Raw genomic sequence first — 21,305 nt, 5'->3', positions numbered from 1 at the left:
AATATCAGTCAATACAATAAGTTTACTAACAATTGCTTGTGACTTGGACACACCGGATACTGTTAAGCATGTGCTATACAGGCAATCAATCTAGCATTTAATGACTTTCAGCCAAGTCAAAATGATTTTTCAATAAAATATATCGATTCATATCTTGATAATTTTCACCATCATACATGTCCTGAATATCAGTTGCGACAAAATGAAAACCTGCATTTTTAGCAACTTTATTACTAGCAATATTTCTTACGTCTGCAATAATTGTGAGTTTATTCAATTCTAAAATTTCAAATGCATAATGACATATAAACACAACACTTTCCGTCGCAATTCGCTTACCTGTATATCCTTTCGCCATCCAATAACCTATTTCTGCTTTTTTATTTTTTAAATCGATTTTATGTAAATCTATTGTGCCAATCAATTCATCTTCATAATAGATTAGAAATAATTGACCTTTACTTTCAGCTTGATGTTGTATCATCATTTTTAAATATGATTTTTCCGCATCTACAGTGAGATCTTCAGTAATGAAATCTAAAAATCGTGATAAATGCGTAAAATTTTCTTGAATGGTTTCAAATAATGATTCAGCCATTTTAAGATCTGGTGGTCTTAATGAAACGTTCGGCAGTATTTCTATAAACGGTCTATATTGCATTGTCTCACCTTCTTTAATTATGTCTTATATCATATCTTATTTGTAATTTCTGAATATTTCAACATTTTAATGATTAGACATAAAAAATAGGAGTGCCTCAGATATCTAATTAATACTTTAATATCTGAGACTACTCCTAATAACATGAAGTTCAAGTTAGCTAAATGACTTAGCAAATTATTACTTAATAACCTATTATTAAGGCAATAGACATACCAATACAACATATGATTACCCATACTAAAATTAATTTCCAAGCAAATTTAAGCCACTGAGTATAAGATATCTTTCCAACAGCTAAAGCACCCATTAAAATTGCAGAAGTTGGAAATAAGACATTACTGATTGAATCTCCATATTGAAACGCAAGTACAGTAATTTGTCTATTGATATGTAATAAGTCAGAGATTGGTACCATTAATGGCATAGTAGTTAATGCTTGTCCAGAACCTGATGGTATAAAGAAATTCAAAAAGAATTGTAAGATAAACATCGCGATGATAACTGCCGAGGAAGGTACATCTGTAAGCAAGGTTGTCATACCATGTACGATGGTATCTATTACTTGGCCATTTTCTAAAATGACAATGATACCTTTAGCAAAGCCAACAATCATTGCGCCAAACAAAATATCTTTCATACCTTCTATCATGGCTTCAAATGTACCGTTGACGCCCAATCCTCCTATGACACCTGCAAGTAAACCTGCCAATAAGAAGTTAGCACTCATCTCGTTAAAGGACCAACCATAATTAAAAATACCAAACACATTTAATACGATCGCTGCAACAATGAGTAGTAAACCAACTTTCTGTCGCTTCGTAAAACGTGGCGTATCCATCGCTTCCGTAGATTGTCCTTCAACTTTTTCCAGTTCGTATACAATACTTTTCGACATATCTTGTTTCACTTTACGTGCATATATCATCACTGTTGTAATAGCTACCAACAAGATAAAGATATAAATAATCGAACGCAACCCCCAACCTGAAAATAATGGTAACTCCGCTACAGATTGTGCAACACCTACAGTAAATGGGTTTAACATACCACCAATAAAGCCACTTGCTGCTCCAAGTATAACCATTGCTGCTCCAGTCAACGCATCATATCCTAATGTTCTCGCTATAATAATTCCAATAGGAACAAAGATAATCGTTTCTTCTGCTAATCCAATTGAAAAACCTAATATAGAAAATATCGTCATAGTCAATGGAATCATTAGTACTTTATAAGATCCTAATGTGTTCATTGCTTTATTCACACCATTTTCAAATGCGCCTGTTTTATGGACAATACCAAATGCGCCACCCACTAAGAAAATGTAAAATACAATTTCAGCGCCACTCTGTAATCCTTCTGGAATTGCTCGAAATATATCAAAAAACGAAACGCCATGTTGTGACACTTCTTGATATGAACCAGATATAACTAATGTTTGTCCATCTTTTTTTTCACGTGCATATTCCCCAGCTGGTATTAAATATGTAAGTAAACTTGCCACAACAATGATAAATAATAACAATGCATATGTATGTGGTGTTTTAAATGTTATCTTTTTAAAAATTGATTTGAACATTTTAAATATCCCCCATTAAATGGTTTTTAATTGAAAAAAATCATAATCTAAAAAATAACCTGATCAATCAATTTAATAAATTACTGTTATAATAATACACTTTATAGATATTATGCTGAATTTTCAATCTATTTTTAAATATCTTTAACTAAATCATAAAATATTATGATTTTGAACGTGCATGCTTGCCTGGGGATATGATTCGAGTCTGTAGTCTCTCGTTCATATCTTTTCCCTAGGCGTCAGCACGTTACAAAATCACGATGGGAGATATTTAGTACAAATGAAAAATATTTTGACTTAAATCCATTCAAGCTAATCATTTCATGTTGCAGCTATTTTATATCTTTTAAAATATTATGATTTTAAACGTGCATGCTTGCCTGAGATATGATTCGAGTCTGTAGTCTCTCGCTCATATCATTCCTCTAGATTTCAGCACACTATGACATCATTTTAATTTATCAGGTTTCGATTCAAGACGAACGTGATGCAAAACTTCACAAAGCAAAGAAAACGCCAATTTCTATAATATTTCAATAGAAATTGGCATTTATTTTTAGTCAGAGAAATTAAAGTCTCTAATTTTTTACTTATATCAACTTAGAAGAAACGTTTAACAGCTGTTGACATTGGAGGAATTTCATCTAAATCTAATTTTTTATCTTCAGTAATAGATCTGTATGCCCATTTACCGTAATTAATTGCTTCGTCTTTAACAATTTTACCAGGTAATGGCGCAGCATTTGGATCAACATAAACGTTGACAATTGTTGGTCTATCTTGAGCCATTGCTTCTTCTACAACTTCATCAATTCTATTAGGATCTTTAAGCGTATAACCAACGCCACCACAACTTTCCGCAAATTGTGCTAAGTCTATATCAGTGAAGTTGATTGCATATTCTAATTCACCAGCAGCTTGTTGTTCATATTTAATGAATGATAATTCTTGGTTATTTAAAACAAATATAGTCATTGGTAAATCATATTGTACTGCTGTTGCAAAGTCTTGCATTACCATTTCAAACGCACCATCGCCTGCTATACCCACTACTTGACGGTTAGGGTAAGCACGTTTTGCTGCTAATGCACCTGGTAATGCACAGCCCATCGTACCTAACCAACTAGAAACGATGAATTTATTATTCACTGTTAGATCTAAATAACGTGTTGACCATACAGTAGATGTACCTACATCGATTGAGAAAATCGCGTCATCTGTTCTCACTTGGTTGATTGCATCCATTAGACGTTCTGGACGGATTGGTGAACTTTCATCTGCTTTATCTTTATCCATCCAAGAATCCCAAGTTGCTTTTCTTTCTAATGTTTTATTTAAGAAATCACGATTTTTCACGTGTTTGGCACTATCTGTTAATTGTTGCAATGCTAATTTACTATCACCAATTATACCTGCATTCACGTCGAAACGATGTCCAATATTTTCTGGATTTGTATCGATTTGAATTGCTTTGATATTTTTCTTAGGTAAATAGTCAACATAAGGATAGTTTGTACCTACCATTATTAGTAAATCAGCGTCTTGAATCGTTTGATAAGACACTTTAGTACCAATTTTACCTAAGTTACCCAAATTATATGGGTGAGCATCTGCTAAGATACCTTTAGCAGGTAAAGTAATGATTGACGGAATTTTAACCGCTTCAATAAATTCTTGCACTTCGTCTTTAGCATGTTTAGCACCAGTACCGATAATCATAACCGGACGTTTACTTTTATTAATAAGCTTAGTGGCTTTTTTAATGCTACGTGGTTTTGGTGCAACACGTGCTGGTGGTGCAGTGTCCACTGGTGTATTGGTTGTATCTTTCACTTTGTTTGTCAATAGGTTATTTGGCAGAATTAAGACTGCAACACCTTTTTTCTCATAAGCCGTACGGATTGCTTCATTAACAATACCGAATATATCTTTATCATTCTCAGAGATTTGACGGTTATAAACAGCTACATCGTCTACCATTTTGCTAATATCTGTCTCTTGGAATGCTTTTGTTCCTAAAGCTGTACTATCTGTTTGTCCTGCTAAAATAAGTTGAGGAACATTATCCATTTTCGCATCATACATACCATTAAGTAAGTGAACGACACCTGGACCACCGATACTTAATGCAACTCCAATTTTACCAGTCAATTTTGTATGACTTGCAGCTGCTAAACTTGCTACTTCTTCATGACGTACATGAACAAATTCAATATTATCTCTTTCAGTTCTTAAACTATCTACTACCGCATCTATAGAATCTCCTGGGATACCATATAAGTGGTCTATCTCCCATGCTTGTAATGCTTTTACTAATGCTTCATTTGCTTTAATTTTTGCCATTGTAAAAATTGCTCCTTCCAAATTTTAACGATTTATTTTTACCCTAAAATAGTTAATACTGTGTTTTAACACTACGCTTAATATAAAAAGATTATGAGTATCGGGAGAACGATTGAACTTAATAATGCAGTCAAAATCATACCAATTGAACTAAACGCACCTGCTTCTAAATCAATATCAAGTGCTTGAGCTGTACCAAAAGCATGTGATGCGTTACCAAATGTTAAACCTTTTGCAATAGAAGTTTTAAATCTTCCAAATTTAATCAAATACGCACCTAAAATGCTCCCGATTAAACCAGTTGCTACGATAAATAACACTGCTATTGCATCCACACCACCCATTTGGTGAGATACTTGAATACCTACAGCAGCTGTAATTGATCTTGGTAACATCGTAACAATAACTTCTTTTGAATAACCAAACATTTTTAATATGACATAAACAAATGCAAAGTTCAAAATTACTGCTGTAATCACACTACTAAATATAATTTTACCATTAGCTAATATTTTATGACGATTTTGATATAGTGGATACGCTAATGTTACCACTGTACAATTCAACAGTTGGTGTATCCACTTTCCACCGACCATATATTGTTTATAATCTAAGTTAAATAACAATAATACAACGATAATTCCAATTGATGATATAAGTGCAGGGTTTAAAAATGGGCTCCGGTATTGAAACTGTAATTTTTTTGCTCCAACGTACATAAAAACTGTCAGTAGAATCATTAACAATGCTTTTAGAAGTACCATCTAATCTTGACCATTCCCGTATTGTTCAGCTTTAACCATTTTTTCAGCAATAAACCCTGAAATTAAAGCAACACAACATGTGCCTAGAACAATCATGATAAAGAATAAAATAAAATTAAAATTGATCATATTAGCGACATCCATAATACCTACGACAGATGGAACAAAGAAAAATACCATGGTAGCTAAGAAAAATTTAGAGCCTTCTTCTACCCATTTTGTTGGAATAATTTTAAATTGTAGTAATAAGAAAAATAATATTAATCCAACGATACTACCTGCAATCGGAATATCAAAAATCATTTGAATTTTATTACCAATAAAAGTAATACCCATAATAATTAATGCTTGAAACATAATTTTGATTATCTTTAGCGCTACCTGCAATACTCATCACCCTTTTTATTACTTTTGAACTGCTGACTATTTTTAACTACTTTGTTGATTACATGACTAAGTATAACGCGCCATTAAATATAATAAAAATATTGTTTTTTCATAATACCAATTACTTTTTTCTATGAAAGCGATTTTACATATTCCAATTAGCTATAGTTAATAAAACAAATCAACTATTTTACTATGTGTCCTTTTCAAATGATTTCATAGCATAGCTTTTACAACTAAAAATAGTGGGAACAGGATTGGAATCAAAACATCCGTTTGATTGCGCAATCTACTCCCACCAATACCTAAAATTACTCTACGCTATGGTTGAAATTTCTATTATTAACACACAATTGATTCAATCGTTTTATTCAAATGTTGTTTCATTATCACATAATATGAATACTAACCTACGTCTTTATAAACGTTGTTTCATAAAATCTATCCATTGTCTGGTTGCATAACTTAAATATTTATCTCGTTTCCATATCACACCTAATTCCCAACTCATGCCTGGATCCTCAAGTGTTATATTTTTAAAGTCACTGTTTAATAATCCCACTATATTCTCTGGTAAAATACTTACACCTAAATGAGCATTTAAAAGATTTTCAATAAAGTTCCATTGTGAAATCTTGGATATTGTATTAGGTATATAACCTGCATTTTTTGCCGCTTCGATAATCTTATCATTCAAGTAAAAATCTTCATTAAAAAGTATAAAATCTTCGTCTTTTAGCATGCTCATTTTCACTTGTTGATATTGAGCAAGACGATGTTCTTTATTCAAAACTAATTTCAACTCTTCTTGATATAATGGCAAGGAATGGAAAATAGATTGGTCTACTGGTAATGTTGTAATTCCTATATCTATTTCATCATTAATTAATTGATGTTCAATCATTTTGCCACCGTTTTCCACTAAGTTATACGTTACATTAGGATACTGCTGATGGAATTCACCTAAAATATGAATAAACTTATTCATATTCATGACTGCAGACAAACCAATGCTAATATGACCTGTTTCTAAACCTAATAAACTATTAATTTCTTTAGGCAGATCTTTGTATAATGATAAGATTTCTTTACTTTTATGATAAAAAACTGAGCCAGCATCCGTTAGGACAAGTTGACGTTTGCTTCGATCAAACAATGGCATATTCAATTCTTTTTCAATGTCTTTAATTGCTTTACTTATCGTTGGCTGAGCGATATACAATGATTTAGATGCATTTGTCATACCTTGTTGGTTTACTACTTCTACAAAATACTTCATATGTTTAATATCCATATGCGTGCTCCTCTATACTTAACTTCAATGTGTATATCCTAGTATACGGTTATATACTATTTTTTCAATCTTTTTAGTTTATGCATTATTTAATGTATTGAAATGATTAGGACTATTGAAAAATCATCCTGATATGTATAATCAATTTCTATGCTCATTTTCACTATAAAAAAGAGAAACCAAATATCACACTTGATTTCTCCTCTTTTTATAGTAAATGATAGATTTTCATAAACTCCGCTAAATTAAGCTAAGTTAGCATTGTCTGTATTTCCTTCATCTGAATCTTTTAATTTAATTATTTTAAACCCAATAAATCCAAAAATAACTGAAATTATAGGAACTGTATAATTCACAATAGCAAATGGTGCATATTCCATTACCGATACGCCTAACGTAGATGCGATAAATACACCACATGTATTCCAAGGTACGAATACTGAAGTTAATGTTCCACCATCTTCTAATGCCCTAGATAGGTTCTTAGGATGTAAGCCTTTGTCTTTAAAAGCACTCGCATACATTCTAGAAGGTACAATAATAGATATGTATTGTTCTGAACATGTAAAGTTAGTGCCGATACAAGAAATAATCACTGATGCAATCAATGAACCAGTTGTTCTCGCTACTTTTAAAATCACCGAAATTAATGCAGATAGCATACCCGAATATTCCAATACGCCACCAAAAGTCATCGCTACTAAAGTCAATGAAATCGTATAAAACATTGATTCTAAACCGCCACGATTAAACAGTTCATCTACAAGTTTATTACCTGATTCAATCGTATATCCTGTTTGCAAAGCAGTCAGCGCTTCCGTTATGCTTCCACCTTGTACAAAAATTTGAGCAAAAAATCCAAATATAATGCCGACACAAATTGCTGGAATAGCTGGAACTTTGAACGTTACTAATACAATAACTACTAAAGGTACTAACAACAACCATGGTGTAATCACAAAATTATCTTGCATAGTGTTAAGAATTGCATCGATACGCTTCGTATCAAAATTTTTATTACCATACTGCATACCAATAAAGAAAAATGCAATTAACGCAATAATCACAGCTGGAATTGTGGTATAGAACATATGTTTAATATGCTCAAATAATTCAACACCAGATAATCCTGAAGCAAGATTTGTCGTATCTGATAATGGGCTCATCTTATCACCAAAATAAGCACCACAAATGACTGCACCAGCGACCATGCCTGGAGAAATACCCATACTAACACCAATACCCATTGATGCAACACCAACAGTAGCCATTGTCGACCAACTACTACCGATAGCTAACGCTACGACACCACATAATATAACTACAACTGCTAAAAAATAACGAGGGTCTATTAACTGAAGCCTATAAAATATCATTGTTGCTACGACACCGCTACCAATCCATGAGCCAATAACTAAACCTACAAGTATAATAATAACAATCGCTGGCAAAGCATGCCGTATGCCCTTGTACATCATTTCTTCTACTTCACTAAATTCATATCCATGCAACATAGTCACAATGATAGCGACCGCAGTACCAATCATTAGAGGAATATGAGGTTCTTTTTCTAATACAGCCACAGTTATTAACATCGTAATAATCATAATTGACAATGTAACGACCGCCGACGTAACACCTAGTGGCTTCTTTAAATCATGTTTTTCTTCGTTATGCTTATCTTTTGGCTTTAAAATAACAAACACCTACCTTTGTTAATTTATATCATACTTAAAAATGTATGCGCTTTCAATAGTGTATTTATAAATTTTTAATGAATTTTATCTCAATTAATTTATTGTTATACTTAAAATCAGCGTCATTACTCGACTTACTCTCCTGTCTGTAAACTTCAAATAATGATTTAAATTCTTTGATTTTTACAACAATAAAATATAAATGCGATTAACAAAGGTGGTATATACTAAAAAAGTCTAGACGACATTGCTTCGTCCTAGACTTTTTTATATTGTCTGTAATTGAGTTAGTAGTGCTTATGCATGAAGTGAAGTTCAGGTAATCATTTTATACTTTCTTCAATATTCGTCATCTTTGCCAAGCTGAGATGACGAAATTATTTTAATAAAATTAGATTTCTATCCGCGCTCTAAAGCATTTTTATGAGGCATATTTACTGAAATTGATAGCTATGATGACCTTTTGCAAAGCCTTTCGCCGTATAAATCCAAGAACCTCCGCCTTGTTCAATATCATTAGCACAAATCACTAACTGATCCGTCCCTGGGATAAATGCTGGATGGGTTGAACGAAGCATATGCCCTTGATCACGACCCGGGATTAAAATTTGTCCAATAGGATAACCTTTTTTATTAAACACTAATACTCTGCCCTGTCCATACATTGCTACGTATAAATTATCATCACTGTCTATACAACATGAATCTGGCCCTTCGTGTCCAGTAAAATGGTAAGGTATAGAAGCGCCAAATGGTGCAATGGTTACACCGTCTTCTAGTAAATCAATACGATGTAATCGGTTCGCATTTGTTTCAGTTACCCAAAGTGTTTTTTCGTCAGTACTTAAAGCTACGCCATTGGCAACAGCTAAATTTTGAAGCACAGGTGTTATGGATTTATAATCTGGCGCAACATAATATACGCCACCTTTAAGATTCGTAGAGTATCCTCTAAAATCAGTAAAATAAAATCCACCTTTACTATCAAACACTAAATCATCTACACAATATTCTGTGTCAATGTCTGACACAATCGTCTCTTCTGCTTCTCCCTCAGCATTAACTGCAAACACGCCGCCTGAACGCTCAAAGTCACCCAAATAACAAACAAATAATCTTCCATCCTTGTGGATTTTAACAGCTGCAGGATTTTCTTTATGTGATGTAAAAAGCTGAGTTACTTTTTTGTCTGGCAAAGTCACATGAAAAACAGTTCCCCCAAACACTTCGCAAAGTGTTAAATCACCATTTCTATCAAAGCATAAACCTTCTAATTGTAATCCTTCATCTGAAATTTCCAACCAAGGTTCTGCAGTTATTGTTTGTAGACTTTGTTCCGATGCTAAAATTGGCACCACAGAATGATTCTTGTGATCATATGATAATGCCGGTAGATTATTCCCCATCATACTCCCTCTTTTCTTTTAATCTTTTCTTTCGAGCTTGTAATTTATATTATATGGAACTCAAATCACAAAATAAAATATTTATATTTTAATTCAAAGTCATTTATTGCGCAAAAAGACGGAGTAATGAAAACAATGAGTCATTACTCCGTCAATCATATTAAATATTTTAAAGTCTCAATGATACCTATCAAAAATATAATTCAATCGCTAATATGCTTCTCTAATTTGATTGAGAATCTGTTCTGCCATAGCTGCATTTGCGCTCGGTTTTTCTTTTAACAGTTCAGCGACTCTAGCGATTTCATCACCTTGCGCACCCACAACAATTGCTAATGATTTATATTGTAAACTCATATGACCTTTTTGAATACCTTCCGAAACCAGTGCACGACATGCTGCAAAGTTTTGAGCTAAACCAACTGCAGCTACAACATGACCAAGTTCTTGTGCTGAATCAACTTTCATTAAATCTAAAGCAGCTCGAGCAATAGGTAAGACACGTGTACCTCCACCAACTGTTGCCAGTGTCATTGGCACCTCAATCGTACCAATTAATTTTTGGCGTGTTACATCATATTGCCAAGTAGCTATACCTCGATACTGTCCATCTTTACTCGCATATGCGTGAGCACTAGCTTCAGCACCACGCGTATCATTACCTGTAGCTAAGACAACTGCGTGAATGCCATTCATCACACCCTTGTTATGCGTCGCTGCACGATGAATATCTACTTGCGCTAACACAGATGCTCTTTCCATTCTACGTGCTACTTCGGCACCGTCACGTCCACCTTTGGATAGTGATTGAATATCTATCTCACCTTGTACTTTAACAACAGAAGCAGTGGCGTGATTAGATAGAATACTCATTAATATATCTACATCTTCAAGTTCCGTTTTTAAATAAGCAGAAATCCCCTCTAATATTGTATTTAACATGTTAGCACCCATTGCATCTTTTGTATCTACAAATACTTTGAGCGATAATAACTCCGCTTCTGGAAAAGTATCTATTTCAATTCGACGGTAACCGCCACCTCTTTCAATAATACTAGGATAAGACTCATCTGCAATTTGCTTAATCTTCGGCTCAAGATCTTTAATATTTTGAGATAAACGTTGTGTATCCTTTACGTTATCAAAAACAATTTGTCCAATCATTAATCGCTCACTAGCTACGACATGAAACCCACCTGTTTCGTTGACTAACTTTGCACCATAGCTTGCAGCTGCAACAACAGAGGGTTCTTCAACCATCATTGGAACAACATATGATTTGTCGTCTACAATAATTTCAGGTAGTAACCCGACAGGCAACGCACCTTGACCAATCACATTTTCAATTAAACTGTTGGCAATTTCTTCTGGAATTAAAGGATGTGTTAATAACATATCGTGATTATCTTTATTCAACCAACCATAATCAAGTAGACAATCTAACTTCTCCTCACGTGATAAATGGCGAAAATCTTTACCTAAAGGTAACATTAGGCATCCCCCTTTTCTACATATAATGCGATACCTAAACCGCCACCAATACATGCAGTTGCAATCCCGTTTCGTTTATTTTCTTGTGATAAGATATTTACTAAAGTAGTCACCAATCGTGTACCACTTGCACCTATTGGATGACCTAAAGCAATGGCACCACCATATAAGTTAAGCTTATCAGGATGTATCTCTAAATTGTTTTTAACCGGTATACTTTGAGCAGCAAATGCTTCTGTCATTTCCACAACGTCAATATCATCCATGTCTTTCTTGGATTTTGTTAATAATTCCGTCACTGCATGATACGGCGCGTACCCCATATAGATAGGATCACAGCCAATTTCCGCGTGTTCACCTAATGTTGCAATAATTTCAAAGCCTTCTTGCCTTGCATAATCCGCATCCATCAAAATAATTGTTGATGCGCCATCATTGATACTTGAAGCATTCCCACCTGTGACAGTGCCATCTTCTTTAAATATTGTTTTTAAAGTACTTAATTTTTCAATACTACTATTGCCACGAATGCCTTCATCTACCGTCATTAATTCGCCTTCATTATCTGTTAATGTAACAATTTCATTATCAAATTTACCTGCTTCTGAAGCTTGCGCTGCTTTATGTTGTGAATCGTTCGCAAACGCATCTTGTTGTTCTCGTGTGACATTATATTTTTCCGCTATTTTCTCTGCTGTAACACCCATTGGTACATTTAGAAATGCATCAGTTAAACCGTCATGCATAAAACTTTCAACTGGTGTTGCTTCTTCATCAAATAGTATTTTGGGCGCATTTGTCATACTTTCAATACCTCCAACAGCTACTACTTTTGCTTCTCCTAATTGGATTTGTTGCTTGCCAAGTATGATAGATTTTAACCCAGAACCACAAACTTCGTTAATCGTCATCGCAGGTGTTGTATTAGGCACACCAGCATTGATACTAACTTGTCGTGCAGGATTTTGGCCACTTCCAGCCTGAAGTACATTGCCATAAATGACTTGCTCTATCATTTCAGGTTTGAGATTAATGGCTGACATAGCAGCCTCTAACGTTTTTGTACCTAATTCTACTGCAGTATAATTACTTAATTTACCTCTGAATTTTCCTATAGGTGTCCGCTTGGCACTTACGATTGCTATCTTTTTCATTATTATTCTCCTTTTGAGCATATTGTAAATAATTGTCTTTTATACATATGATTTGATATGATACAATTGCTTATTTATTAAAAGAAAGGTGTCGATACACTTTATGACAGTTGGTATTGATCAAATCAATTTTTATGTTCCAAATTTTTATGTAGACATGGCTAAACTTGCCGAATCTCGTCAAGTTGACCCAAATAAATTTCTTATTGGCATTGGGCAAAATGAAATGGCAGTTAGCCCAATGAGCCAAGATATTGTAACTATGGGTGCCAATGCTGCCAAAGAAATCATCACTGAAGATGATAAAAAACAAATTAGTATGGTTATTGTTGCTACTGAATCTGCTATAGATTCTGCTAAAGCATCTGCGGTTCAAATACATAATCTATTAGGTATTCAACCATTCGCGCGTTGTATTGAAATGAAAGAAGCTTGTTACGCTGCTACGCCTGCCATTCAATTAGCGAAAGATTATATTGCCAGCCGCCCTAACGAAAAAGTTTTAGTTATTGCTAGTGATACTGCTCGCTATGGTTTAGAATCTGGCGGTGAGCCAACGCAAGGCGCAGGTGCAGTTGCTATGATGATAACACAAAACCCACGTATTCTTGAACTAAATGATGACGCAGTCGCATTTACAGAAGATGTATACGATTTTTGGCGTCCAAGTGGACAACCGTACCCGTTAGTGGATGGTGCATTATCAAAAGATGCCTATATCCACTCATTCCAAGAAAGTTGGAATGAATATGCACGTAGATATAATACTACATTAGATACATTTAAATCATTATGTTTCCACGTACCATTTACTAAAATGGGTAAAAAAGCACTCGATTCTATCTTAACAGAAGATATCAACACAGAAACTAAAGAACGATTAACTACAGGGTATGACGCAGCAACTTATTACAATCGTTATGTAGGTAATATTTATACTGGGTCATTGTACTTAAGTCTAATTTCATTGTTAGAAACACATACTGAATTAAACGCTGGTGATACAATTGGTTTATTCAGCTATGGTTCAGGTTCTGTTGGTGAATTCTTTAGTGGTAAATTAGTCGAAGGCTATCAAGATGCACTTGATATAGAAAAACATAAAGATCTATTAAATCATCGTACAGAAATCTCTGTTGACACATATGAAACATTTTTCAAACGTTTCGACAACCTTGAATTTGATCATGATAAAGAGTTAGCAAATGAAACAAAAGGTATTTTCTATCTCGAAAGCATCAGTGATCATATTCGTAATTATAATACATTAAATTAAGTTTCAATTCACTTAATCTTACCTCACTTCATTTAGTATGATTGGTGACATAGAAAATCGAAGGTTAAATACAATTCCAAATATTCAAGCCCGTAAATGAATTTTTTGATATTCAATTACGGGTTTTTTTATATAAAATAAAGAGGATGACTTTTACTTCACTTACATAAAAGCCATCCTCTTTTATTATGTTAAACACATTATGATTAGATTACCTATGAGATTTAACCACGGTTCGTTTCGTCTAAATCTTGCGTTTCAATATCTCTTTTGGGTTGTAACGATAACCCTAAATATTTACGTTCTTCATTTCCATCTTTATATAAGGAAATCATCATTAAGATAACTACAAAACTAAACGGTAATGCTGAAATAATTGCCGCAGATTGCAGTGCATCTAATCCAGTGTCACCACCAGCCAATAATAGTACGTACGCGATAGCTGCTAATGCAAGTCCCCAGACAATTTTTATAAATCCTGACGGATTCAATGTACCATATGCAGTTTGCATACCTAAAACAAAGGTTGCAGAGTCTGCAGAAGTGATAAAGAATGAAGCGATTAATGCTAACGCAATAATTGATAGTATAAATCCAAATGGCAACTCGTTAAATATACCGAATAATTGCGTTTCTGGTGGCATTTTAAATATCTCGCTATGAGATTGCCCTACGTCTATACCAGTTACACCAAATGCACTAAACCAAATAATACTAATCACAACTGGTACACCTAATACGGCAATTACAAATTCGCGAATACTACGACCTTTAGAGATTCTCGCAATAAATATACCAACAAATGGACTCCAGCTCATCCACCAGCCCCAATAATAAATTGTCCAGCTTTTCAACCACTCAGCTTTTTGTTCATTTAATGGTGCCACGTCTAAACTATTAAAAATAAGTGAATTAAGGTAATCACCAGTACCACTAGTCATCATATTTAATATCAGTACGGTTGGTCCTACAATAAAAATAACAATAAGTAATAATGCTGCTAAAAACATATTTAAATTACTTAAATATTGGATACCTTTACTCAAGCCACTCCACGCACTATATAAAAATAACACTGTAACTACAGCAATAATAATTCCTTGAACAACAGCATTATTCGGCACACCAAATAAATAATTTAAACCACCGTTTATTTGTATTGCGCCTACACCTAAAGAAACTGCTACACCAATAATAGTAGCAAACACCGCTAAAACATCTACTACGACACCAATTGGGCCATCCACTCTATCGCCCAACACTGGTCTTAGCGTTCTAGAAATTAAGCCATTTTCTCCTTTACGAAATTGAGAATATGCCAAGCCTAATGCCACTACACCGTATACTGCCCAAGGATGAAATCCATAATCAATAAATGAGGATCTAAAGGCTTGTGCCATTGCTTCCTTTGTTTCAGGATCTGCTGTTGGCGGCGCTAAATAATGTGATATCGGTTCTGAAGAACCATAAAATACGAGACCTATGCCCATACCTGCACTGAATAACATCGCTAACCAAGATACCGTGTGAAATTCCGGTTTATCTGTTGGTTTACCTAATTTCAATTTCCCAATAGGGCTGAAGACTAAAAATACACAAAAACCTAAAATTACTGTATACAGTAACATATAATACCAGCCAAACGTTTTTGTTACCCAAGAAGAAATAACGCCAGTAATTTCTCCAAATTTAGCTGGAAAGATAGCTCCAATAACTACTAATAAGCCTACGACTAGTGCCGAATAGATAAACACACTAGAAAACGACTTTTTTGTATTATCCAAATTTTCCACCCCTCTAATAATAATAAAAAGACGTTTTATAGGATAACACACTGAGTAAGAGAAACAACTTTATATTTTTAGGAAATTTTATTGATAAAAAATACAAAATGTATAAAATAATAATATTTACTTACAATAATTTTCAGTCAGGAAACTATGTTATATTTACGGTTTTGTACTATGTTTCGGTCTATAAAGTGTTTGCATATCTACTTTTTCCAGTTTCAATAACTCAATTTTAGTATCAATGCCACCACCGTAACCAGTAAGACTACCGTTTTTGCCAACTACTCTATGACATGGAATTATAATAGAAATCGGGTTTGTACCAACAGCACCACCCACTGCTTGTGAAGACATATTTGGTTTATTTCTTTTAATACCTATTTCTTTAGCAATATCACCATAAGTGACAGTCTCTCCATATGGTATTTTCAATAAAACATCCCAAACTTGCTCCCTGAATTCGGTTCCTATAGGTTTTAGTGCAAAATCTATTTTAGGATTATTTCCAGAAAAATATTTATCAAGCCAAATAATCGCTTTTTCAAAAATTGGTAAGTCTGCTTCTGTTAACGATTCATCATAATTTGATTCAAAATCATCATGTTTAGGTAACCACAATCCTGTAATTGCTTCGCCATCCGACGTTAGTGCAACCCGACCAATTGGTGATTCATAATATGTCTTATAGTGCATCGTATCACTTCTTTCTAGTATATTTTGTAATTATCATAATCCTTTTAAATTTTAATGTAAAATAGATCTTGATACTTCTTCATAATAGAAAGCCCTCGTAAGTAAATACATAGCTTCTTAGTTACTGCGTACCAAAAAGCGCAATTACTACATTGGACTCAATTTACCATGATATATTTATTTCCACCTGACCACTCAATTCACTTGCTTTATGATAAAGGACAAGAGAAAAATCTAATTTTATGCAAATAAATTTCGTCGTCCTATACCAACAAAGAGGACTAGTATTTAAAAAATTTAAAATGATGACCCGAGCTGAAGTTCATTCATAAGCCCTATTAATTCAATAAATTGAGTAGTGGCGTTAATTTTCACTTAACCCATCTACTGACAATATAAATGAGCCTGGAACAAATCAATGATGTCCCAGACTCAACGTAACTATGAATAAAAGAAATGTCTTCACTATTTAACTTTCCGTGTTGGTATAACGATTGCACTTGCTAAAACACCACATAATACTAAACAAGTCCCTACTATGAAGCCTACACCTGCAGCAATATGCATGTTTTGACCACTCTGAATAATACCAGTAAAAATAGAAGTCATAATTGCAATACCAAATGCACCACCTAATGTAGAGCCCATTTTAAAAATACCTGAAGCGACACCAACTTTTTCTGGTGGTGTCGTGGAAACCGCTGTACTTAAAGCTGGTGTAGCAAATAATCCTGTACCACCACCAAAAAACACAGCGCCAATTAGCGCTACAACAACATAAATAGCAGTATCAAAAAATGTCAAACTAAACATTAATACACCTAAACCAGTAAATATTGGTCCAATAATCATCGCACGTTTGGCACCAAATCTTTTTATACTTTTCTCACCTAAGCGAATGACAAGCAATAACGAAATTAAATAAGGCAATGTTAACAATCCTGCTTGGAAAGCTGTTAATTTCAAACCACTTTGTACGTACATATTTAATAAGGCAATTACTCCAACGCCAGTATTTAATAAGAAATTAGCTAAAACAGCACCAATATAAGGTCTATTTTTAAATAAATCTAAATCAATAAATGGCACCTTTTTGACTCGTTCTACTTTAAAAAATATGTATATACAAATTAAAAATATGACAAATAACATTACTGTTACAGCATTTAGCCATCCTATTTTATAACCCTGTGTAATTACAAAGCTAATACTACCAATCATAATAATAAAAATAATTAAACCTATATAATCAAACGGGCTCGCTTCCGCTTTATTAATGCGACTTTCTGGTAATTCACGCAATAAAACTAAAGCCAAGATTGATAATATAATCGATAATATGAAAATGGATTGCCAAAAAATAAATGTAGCCATTGCACCTGCAAAAAAGGAAGATAAGCCAGTACCACCAAATGCACCGATTGACCAAAAACTGAGTGCTTTTTGTCTATCATCTCCATCAAAAAAGTCATTCACTATAGATATTGTGGCTGGCATGATAATCGCTGCAGAAAAGCCCTGTACAATTCTACCAAGTAGTAGCATCACAATATTTCCAGAAACAATCAACATCAGCGAACCGATAATACTCAACACTAAAGCAATTCTAGTTAATTTCACTTCACCAAATTTATCTGATATATTCCCAGCCACTACCATAAATACACCTGTCACAAATGATGTTAAACTCACTGAAATATTTACGATATCTGGACTCGCATCAAAAGTAGTTTGTATTTTAGGCCCAATATTCAAAAAAGATTGAGCAAATAACCAATATGTTAATATAGATAAAACAATACCAGTTAACAACATGCTACCTGAGACTTTTTCTGTCTTCATTGTCATAAAAGCATCCCCTATTTCAAATAATGATAATGATGAATCCATTCGTTCATCATTTTATAAATTTGAATACTATAATGAGTTATAATACAATTTATAAAAATTCATATACCTAAAATATTATCACTATTTTATAGAAAATTGGGATGTTACCCTCTAATTATTATGAATTTTCTGATAATTAAATTTAAAAAACTTAATTTTTTCTTAAAATTGACAATATCAAAATAATTTTTTGATCGCTTTAGCAAAATATCTTTTGAAGTACGTTACATTGTGTTGGCCTCTTTTATTGATAGTATAATAGAGTAATGCCTTCTCAGAAATCATTAATTCACTTAATATATCTACAGCTAATTCTGTTTGAACAAACATTTCTTGTTTAATGCTAAGCTGTTGCTGTCCTTCAAGCTCTCCTACATACCAATAAATTTGTTTGTCCTCTTTAATAATCGTTTGTTGTTTCATAAATGCCACAAATCCTGGATACCATACTGAAGGTGATATTAATATATAACGGCCAAAACTTTCTGGACTTTTAAATAATGTATACAAAGAAAGTAATCCGCCTAATGAAGCACCAGCTATACCGATATCTTCAGTTCTTTGAGATATATTAAAACATTTTCTTAAATAAGGAAGCAAATGCTTAGTTATCCATAAAATATAAGCATCTGCTTCCCCTCTATAATTAATCCCATCTACGACTGCTCCCCATGGGCTATATTCCTGATTTCTATTGTTGGGAAGCACTCCGACAAATATAATATCTCGCTCAACATCTTTAAATAACGCGTCTCCATCTTGCACTAATATCAGCGGATAGCCACTTTCTTTCTTTTCATCATATGCTTTGGGCAATTTCACAAAAATCACATGTTCTTGAAAATGAATCTTAAATGTTTTAACATTCATTTTAATCACCACCTTCTTAGCAGTTCAAAAACACCACGCTTTAACTAGAGAAATTAAATAATTTTATTTTATTTTTCTTAGCATACTCTAATGCTAAAATTTCTAAAATATTGATAAAAGCTAAATTATCTTTAACTTTAATATATTGAAACTTTAACTTTTTTTCATTTGCTTTAATGTTTTTCATTTCCGCTTCATCTAAACCGTGATGTTCTATATAAGCCTTTCTAAATTTTGTAGTTCCAGTGTCTGAAGCTGAATTAAATTGTCCTAATTTATCATATAAATCTTTTTGCGTAAATTTAAAACCAGTCATAAATCCACCAGCTTGTCCTACAAATATTGGTGTTTTATTTTCAAAAATCACAAAAACACCTTTTTGTTCTGCAACTTTACTTCTACTTTCATTATCAAAAGCAAGCGCATTTGCTTTATCATACTTAAATATTTTTTTTAATTGCTTATTATAGTCTTCTAACAAAGTATTTATTTTTTTCTCGCCATTCAATGTAATCATTCCTTTCTTTTTTCATTTAACATATACACCAAATGACCTAATATTAAACCTTTAGTTATCATACGTACTTTTTTGTATTAATGAAATAGCTCAAAAGTCTTCATCGTAGTTTTATTTTTTCTATATATGCTTGTTTTTCATACAACGAAAAACGTGCGTATACAGATGGTTTATCATGTAATAAACTCCGTATGCGCACACTTTTAATCTCAAATTTTAATTGGCTTTAAATAATATTGTAAACTCGTGTATGCCACAGTAAACACATGGTAACATTCACAAATGAACACAAATATTTTATTTAAGATAATTTAATACTGTTAATCCTACAGCTTCTGCAGAAACTCGCATTGAACTTTCACTGATATTAAATTTAGGATGATGGTGCGGATGAATATCACCGTTTTCTGGTGCAGCTCCAGCATAAATAAATGTGCCAGGAATTGCCTTAGCGTAGTAAGCAAAATCTTCTGAAGGCGGTTGTGGCTCACATCTTTCAACACTTGAAATTGCATCAGTATCCGCTTCTTGTATAGTATCTACAACAAATTTTGTGAATTCAGGATCATTGTACAAGGCTGGATAATCATCATGGTAGTCTAATTCACATGTGACACCAAACATTGCTTCCAATCCTTCGGACAAACGTGTCACTTCTTTTTTAATTGTATTTTTAGTATCATCGGTTAACGCGCGTACGTCACCTTCTATTTCAATACTATCTTTAATCATATTGAATTGTCCTTTACCATCAAATGAACCTATTGTAACAACACCCGTTTCAAACGGATTTAATCGTCTTGAAACAATCGTCTGTAATGCATTCACAAAGTATGCACCTGCTACAATACTATCATTTGCTGTATGTGGAGACGACCCATGACCACCTTGACCATTGACTTTAAGCTTAAAGAAATCACGTCCAGTTTGCACGTTACCTTCTCTGTAATAGATATTACCTGCAGGCATATGACTCATGACATGAACACCCAATACATGATCAACACCATCTAAAACACCGTCTTTAATCATTGCTTGTGCACCACCAGGAGGTACTTCTTCAGCTGGTTGATGTATGACAACAACTTTACCATTAAATTGATCTTTTATTTCAATAAGTGTTTCTGCAAGAATTAACATATATGCCGTATGTGCATCATGCCCACATGCATGCATGACACCATCATTTTTCGAAGCAAATGCTAGGCCTGTATCTTCTTGAATTGGTAAAGCATCAAAATCAGCACGAATTGCGATTGTCTTGCCTGGTTTACCACTATCAATAGTAACTTTCAAACCATTTGGACCCACATTCGTTTCAACTTTACAATCTTTACCTTCATAAAATGCTTCTATATATTTAGGTGTTTCTTTCTCACAAAAAGATAGTTCTGGGTGTTGATGTAAGTAACGACGTATTTCTATCATACGTGTTTCTTTTTCTTTCAATGTTTCAATCAATTGTTTCATTATAATCATTCCTCCAATGA

The 21,305-nt window shown here is 33.5% G+C and carries 17 protein-coding genes; 1 reads left to right on the top strand and 16 read right to left on the bottom strand.

Annotated features, from left to right (window positions below):
• Positions 1 to 97 precede the first annotated feature (97 nt).
• The 10 genes from KA873_RS01710 to KA873_RS01665 all read right to left on the bottom strand — a co-directional run bounded on the left by KA873_RS01710 (position 98) and on the right by KA873_RS01665 (position 12,779).
• Positions 98 to 661 (bottom strand): GNAT family N-acetyltransferase, encoded by a 564-nt coding sequence (locus KA873_RS01710; protein WP_107383997.1) that lies wholly within the window; start codon positions 659 to 661, stop codon positions 98 to 100.
• Positions 662 to 845: 184 nt separating this feature from the next.
• Positions 846 to 2,240: a YfcC family protein gene (locus KA873_RS01705; protein ID WP_210140148.1), complete on the bottom strand. Its 1,395-nt coding sequence runs from the start codon at positions 2,238 to 2,240 to the stop codon at positions 846 to 848.
• Positions 2,241 to 2,843: 603 nt separating this feature from the next.
• Positions 2,844 to 4,586 carry a pyruvate oxidase gene (locus KA873_RS01700; protein WP_107383995.1) on the bottom strand — a complete coding sequence of 581 codons (1,743 nt, stop codon included), beginning with the start codon at positions 4,584 to 4,586 and terminating at the stop codon, positions 2,844 to 2,846.
• A 77-nt stretch (positions 4,587 to 4,663) separates the two neighbouring features.
• Positions 4,664 to 5,350 carry an LrgB family protein gene (locus KA873_RS01695; protein WP_107383994.1) on the bottom strand — a complete coding sequence of 229 codons (687 nt, stop codon included), beginning with the start codon at positions 5,348 to 5,350 and terminating at the stop codon, positions 4,664 to 4,666.
• Positions 5,351 to 5,737 (bottom strand): CidA/LrgA family protein, encoded by a 387-nt coding sequence (locus tag KA873_RS01690; RefSeq protein WP_019470016.1) that lies wholly within the window; start codon positions 5,735 to 5,737, stop codon positions 5,351 to 5,353. It abuts the gene before it with no gap.
• Positions 5,738 to 6,155: 418 nt separating this feature from the next.
• A complete protein-coding gene (cidR, locus tag KA873_RS01685) occupies positions 6,156 to 7,031 on the bottom strand; it encodes a cidABC operon transcriptional activator CidR (RefSeq protein ID WP_107383993.1) in 876 nt (291 codons plus the stop codon).
• 245 nt (positions 7,032 to 7,276) lie between these two features.
• The gene (nhaC, locus tag KA873_RS01680) at positions 7,277 to 8,737 is read right to left on the bottom strand and encodes a Na+/H+ antiporter NhaC (RefSeq protein ID WP_210140147.1); all 1,461 of its coding nucleotides are present in this window, start codon (positions 8,735 to 8,737) and stop codon (positions 7,277 to 7,279) included.
• Between the two features lie 425 nt (positions 8,738 to 9,162).
• Complete coding sequence (locus tag KA873_RS01675; protein WP_107383991.1) at positions 9,163 to 10,137, bottom strand: SMP-30/gluconolactonase/LRE family protein; 975 nt, start codon at positions 10,135 to 10,137, stop codon at positions 9,163 to 9,165.
• Positions 10,138 to 10,344: 207 nt separating this feature from the next.
• A complete protein-coding gene (locus KA873_RS01670) occupies positions 10,345 to 11,625 on the bottom strand; it encodes a hydroxymethylglutaryl-CoA reductase, degradative (protein ID WP_107383990.1) in 1,281 nt (426 codons plus the stop codon).
• Positions 11,625 to 12,779 carry a thiolase family protein gene (locus KA873_RS01665; protein ID WP_107505216.1) on the bottom strand — a complete coding sequence of 385 codons (1,155 nt, stop codon included), beginning with the start codon at positions 12,777 to 12,779 and terminating at the stop codon, positions 11,625 to 11,627. The genes KA873_RS01670 and KA873_RS01665 overlap by 1 nt, the downstream gene beginning before the upstream one ends.
• Before the next feature lie 103 nt (positions 12,780 to 12,882).
• On the opposite strand from KA873_RS01665, the gene KA873_RS01660 reads away from it, so the two are divergent.
• A complete protein-coding gene (locus KA873_RS01660) occupies positions 12,883 to 14,055 on the top strand; it encodes a hydroxymethylglutaryl-CoA synthase (RefSeq protein WP_107505217.1) in 1,173 nt (390 codons plus the stop codon).
• A 224-nt stretch (positions 14,056 to 14,279) separates the two neighbouring features.
• Here the strand turns inward: KA873_RS01660 and KA873_RS01655 are convergent, their stop codons facing one another.
• The 6 genes from KA873_RS01655 to KA873_RS01630 all read right to left on the bottom strand — a co-directional run bounded on the left by KA873_RS01655 (position 14,280) and on the right by KA873_RS01630 (position 21,288).
• Positions 14,280 to 15,839 carry a BCCT family transporter gene (locus KA873_RS01655; RefSeq protein WP_107383987.1) on the bottom strand — a complete coding sequence of 520 codons (1,560 nt, stop codon included), beginning with the start codon at positions 15,837 to 15,839 and terminating at the stop codon, positions 14,280 to 14,282.
• 165 nt (positions 15,840 to 16,004) lie between these two features.
• Complete coding sequence (locus KA873_RS01650) at positions 16,005 to 16,538, bottom strand: methylated-DNA--[protein]-cysteine S-methyltransferase (RefSeq protein WP_107383986.1); 534 nt, start codon at positions 16,536 to 16,538, stop codon at positions 16,005 to 16,007.
• Between the two features lie 465 nt (positions 16,539 to 17,003).
• On the bottom strand, positions 17,004 to 18,380 hold the full coding sequence (locus KA873_RS01645; RefSeq protein WP_481906409.1) for an MFS transporter: 1,377 nt from the start codon (positions 18,378 to 18,380) through the stop codon (positions 17,004 to 17,006).
• A gap of 225 nt (positions 18,381 to 18,605) precedes the next feature.
• Positions 18,606 to 19,298: an alpha/beta hydrolase gene (locus tag KA873_RS01640; RefSeq protein ID WP_107383984.1), complete on the bottom strand. Its 693-nt coding sequence runs from the start codon at positions 19,296 to 19,298 to the stop codon at positions 18,606 to 18,608.
• A gap of 40 nt (positions 19,299 to 19,338) precedes the next feature.
• On the bottom strand, positions 19,339 to 19,806 hold the full coding sequence (locus KA873_RS01635; RefSeq protein WP_107521305.1) for a hypothetical protein: 468 nt from the start codon (positions 19,804 to 19,806) through the stop codon (positions 19,339 to 19,341).
• 306 nt (positions 19,807 to 20,112) lie between these two features.
• Positions 20,113 to 21,288, bottom strand: coding sequence for a M20 family metallopeptidase (locus tag KA873_RS01630; RefSeq protein WP_210140159.1), 1,176 nt, complete (start codon positions 21,286 to 21,288; stop codon positions 20,113 to 20,115).
• Between the last annotated feature and the right edge of the window lie 17 nt (positions 21,289 to 21,305).

This window comes from Staphylococcus sp. GDY8P45P (assembly GCF_017892745.1).
In the GTDB taxonomy this organism is placed as follows: domain Bacteria; phylum Bacillota; class Bacilli; order Staphylococcales; family Staphylococcaceae; genus Staphylococcus; species Staphylococcus cohnii.
Note: the sequence above shows the minus strand (reverse complement) of the source record. Positions and strands in the feature narration are given on the sequence as shown.

Excerpts from the sequence above, each read along its gene's own strand:
- KA873_RS01710 (WP_107383997.1), bottom strand. The coding sequence starts at position 661 with ATGCAATATAGACCGTTTATAGAAATACTGCCGAACGTTTCATTAAGA.
- KA873_RS01705 (WP_210140148.1), bottom strand. The coding sequence starts at position 2,240 with ATGTTCAAATCAATTTTTAAAAAGATAACATTTAAAACACCACATACA.
- KA873_RS01700 (WP_107383995.1), bottom strand. The coding sequence starts at position 4,586 with ATGGCAAAAATTAAAGCAAATGAAGCATTAGTAAAAGCATTACAAGCA.
- KA873_RS01695 (WP_107383994.1), bottom strand. The coding sequence starts at position 5,350 with ATGGTACTTCTAAAAGCATTGTTAATGATTCTACTGACAGTTTTTATG.
- cidR (WP_107383993.1), bottom strand. The coding sequence starts at position 7,031 with ATGGATATTAAACATATGAAGTATTTTGTAGAAGTAGTAAACCAACAA.
- KA873_RS01675 (WP_107383991.1), bottom strand. The coding sequence starts at position 10,137 with ATGATGGGGAATAATCTACCGGCATTATCATATGATCACAAGAATCAT.
- KA873_RS01670 (WP_107383990.1), bottom strand. The coding sequence starts at position 11,625 with ATGTTACCTTTAGGTAAAGATTTTCGCCATTTATCACGTGAGGAGAAG.
- KA873_RS01665 (WP_107505216.1), bottom strand. The coding sequence starts at position 12,779 with ATGAAAAAGATAGCAATCGTAAGTGCCAAGCGGACACCTATAGGAAAA.
- KA873_RS01660 (WP_107505217.1), top strand. The coding sequence starts at position 12,883 with ATGACAGTTGGTATTGATCAAATCAATTTTTATGTTCCAAATTTTTAT.
- KA873_RS01650 (WP_107383986.1), bottom strand. The coding sequence starts at position 16,538 with ATGCACTATAAGACATATTATGAATCACCAATTGGTCGGGTTGCACTA.
- KA873_RS01645 (WP_481906409.1), bottom strand. The coding sequence starts at position 18,380 with ATGAAGACAGAAAAAGTCTCAGGTAGCATGTTGTTAACTGGTATTGTT.
- KA873_RS01640 (WP_107383984.1), bottom strand. The coding sequence starts at position 19,298 with ATGAATGTTAAAACATTTAAGATTCATTTTCAAGAACATGTGATTTTT.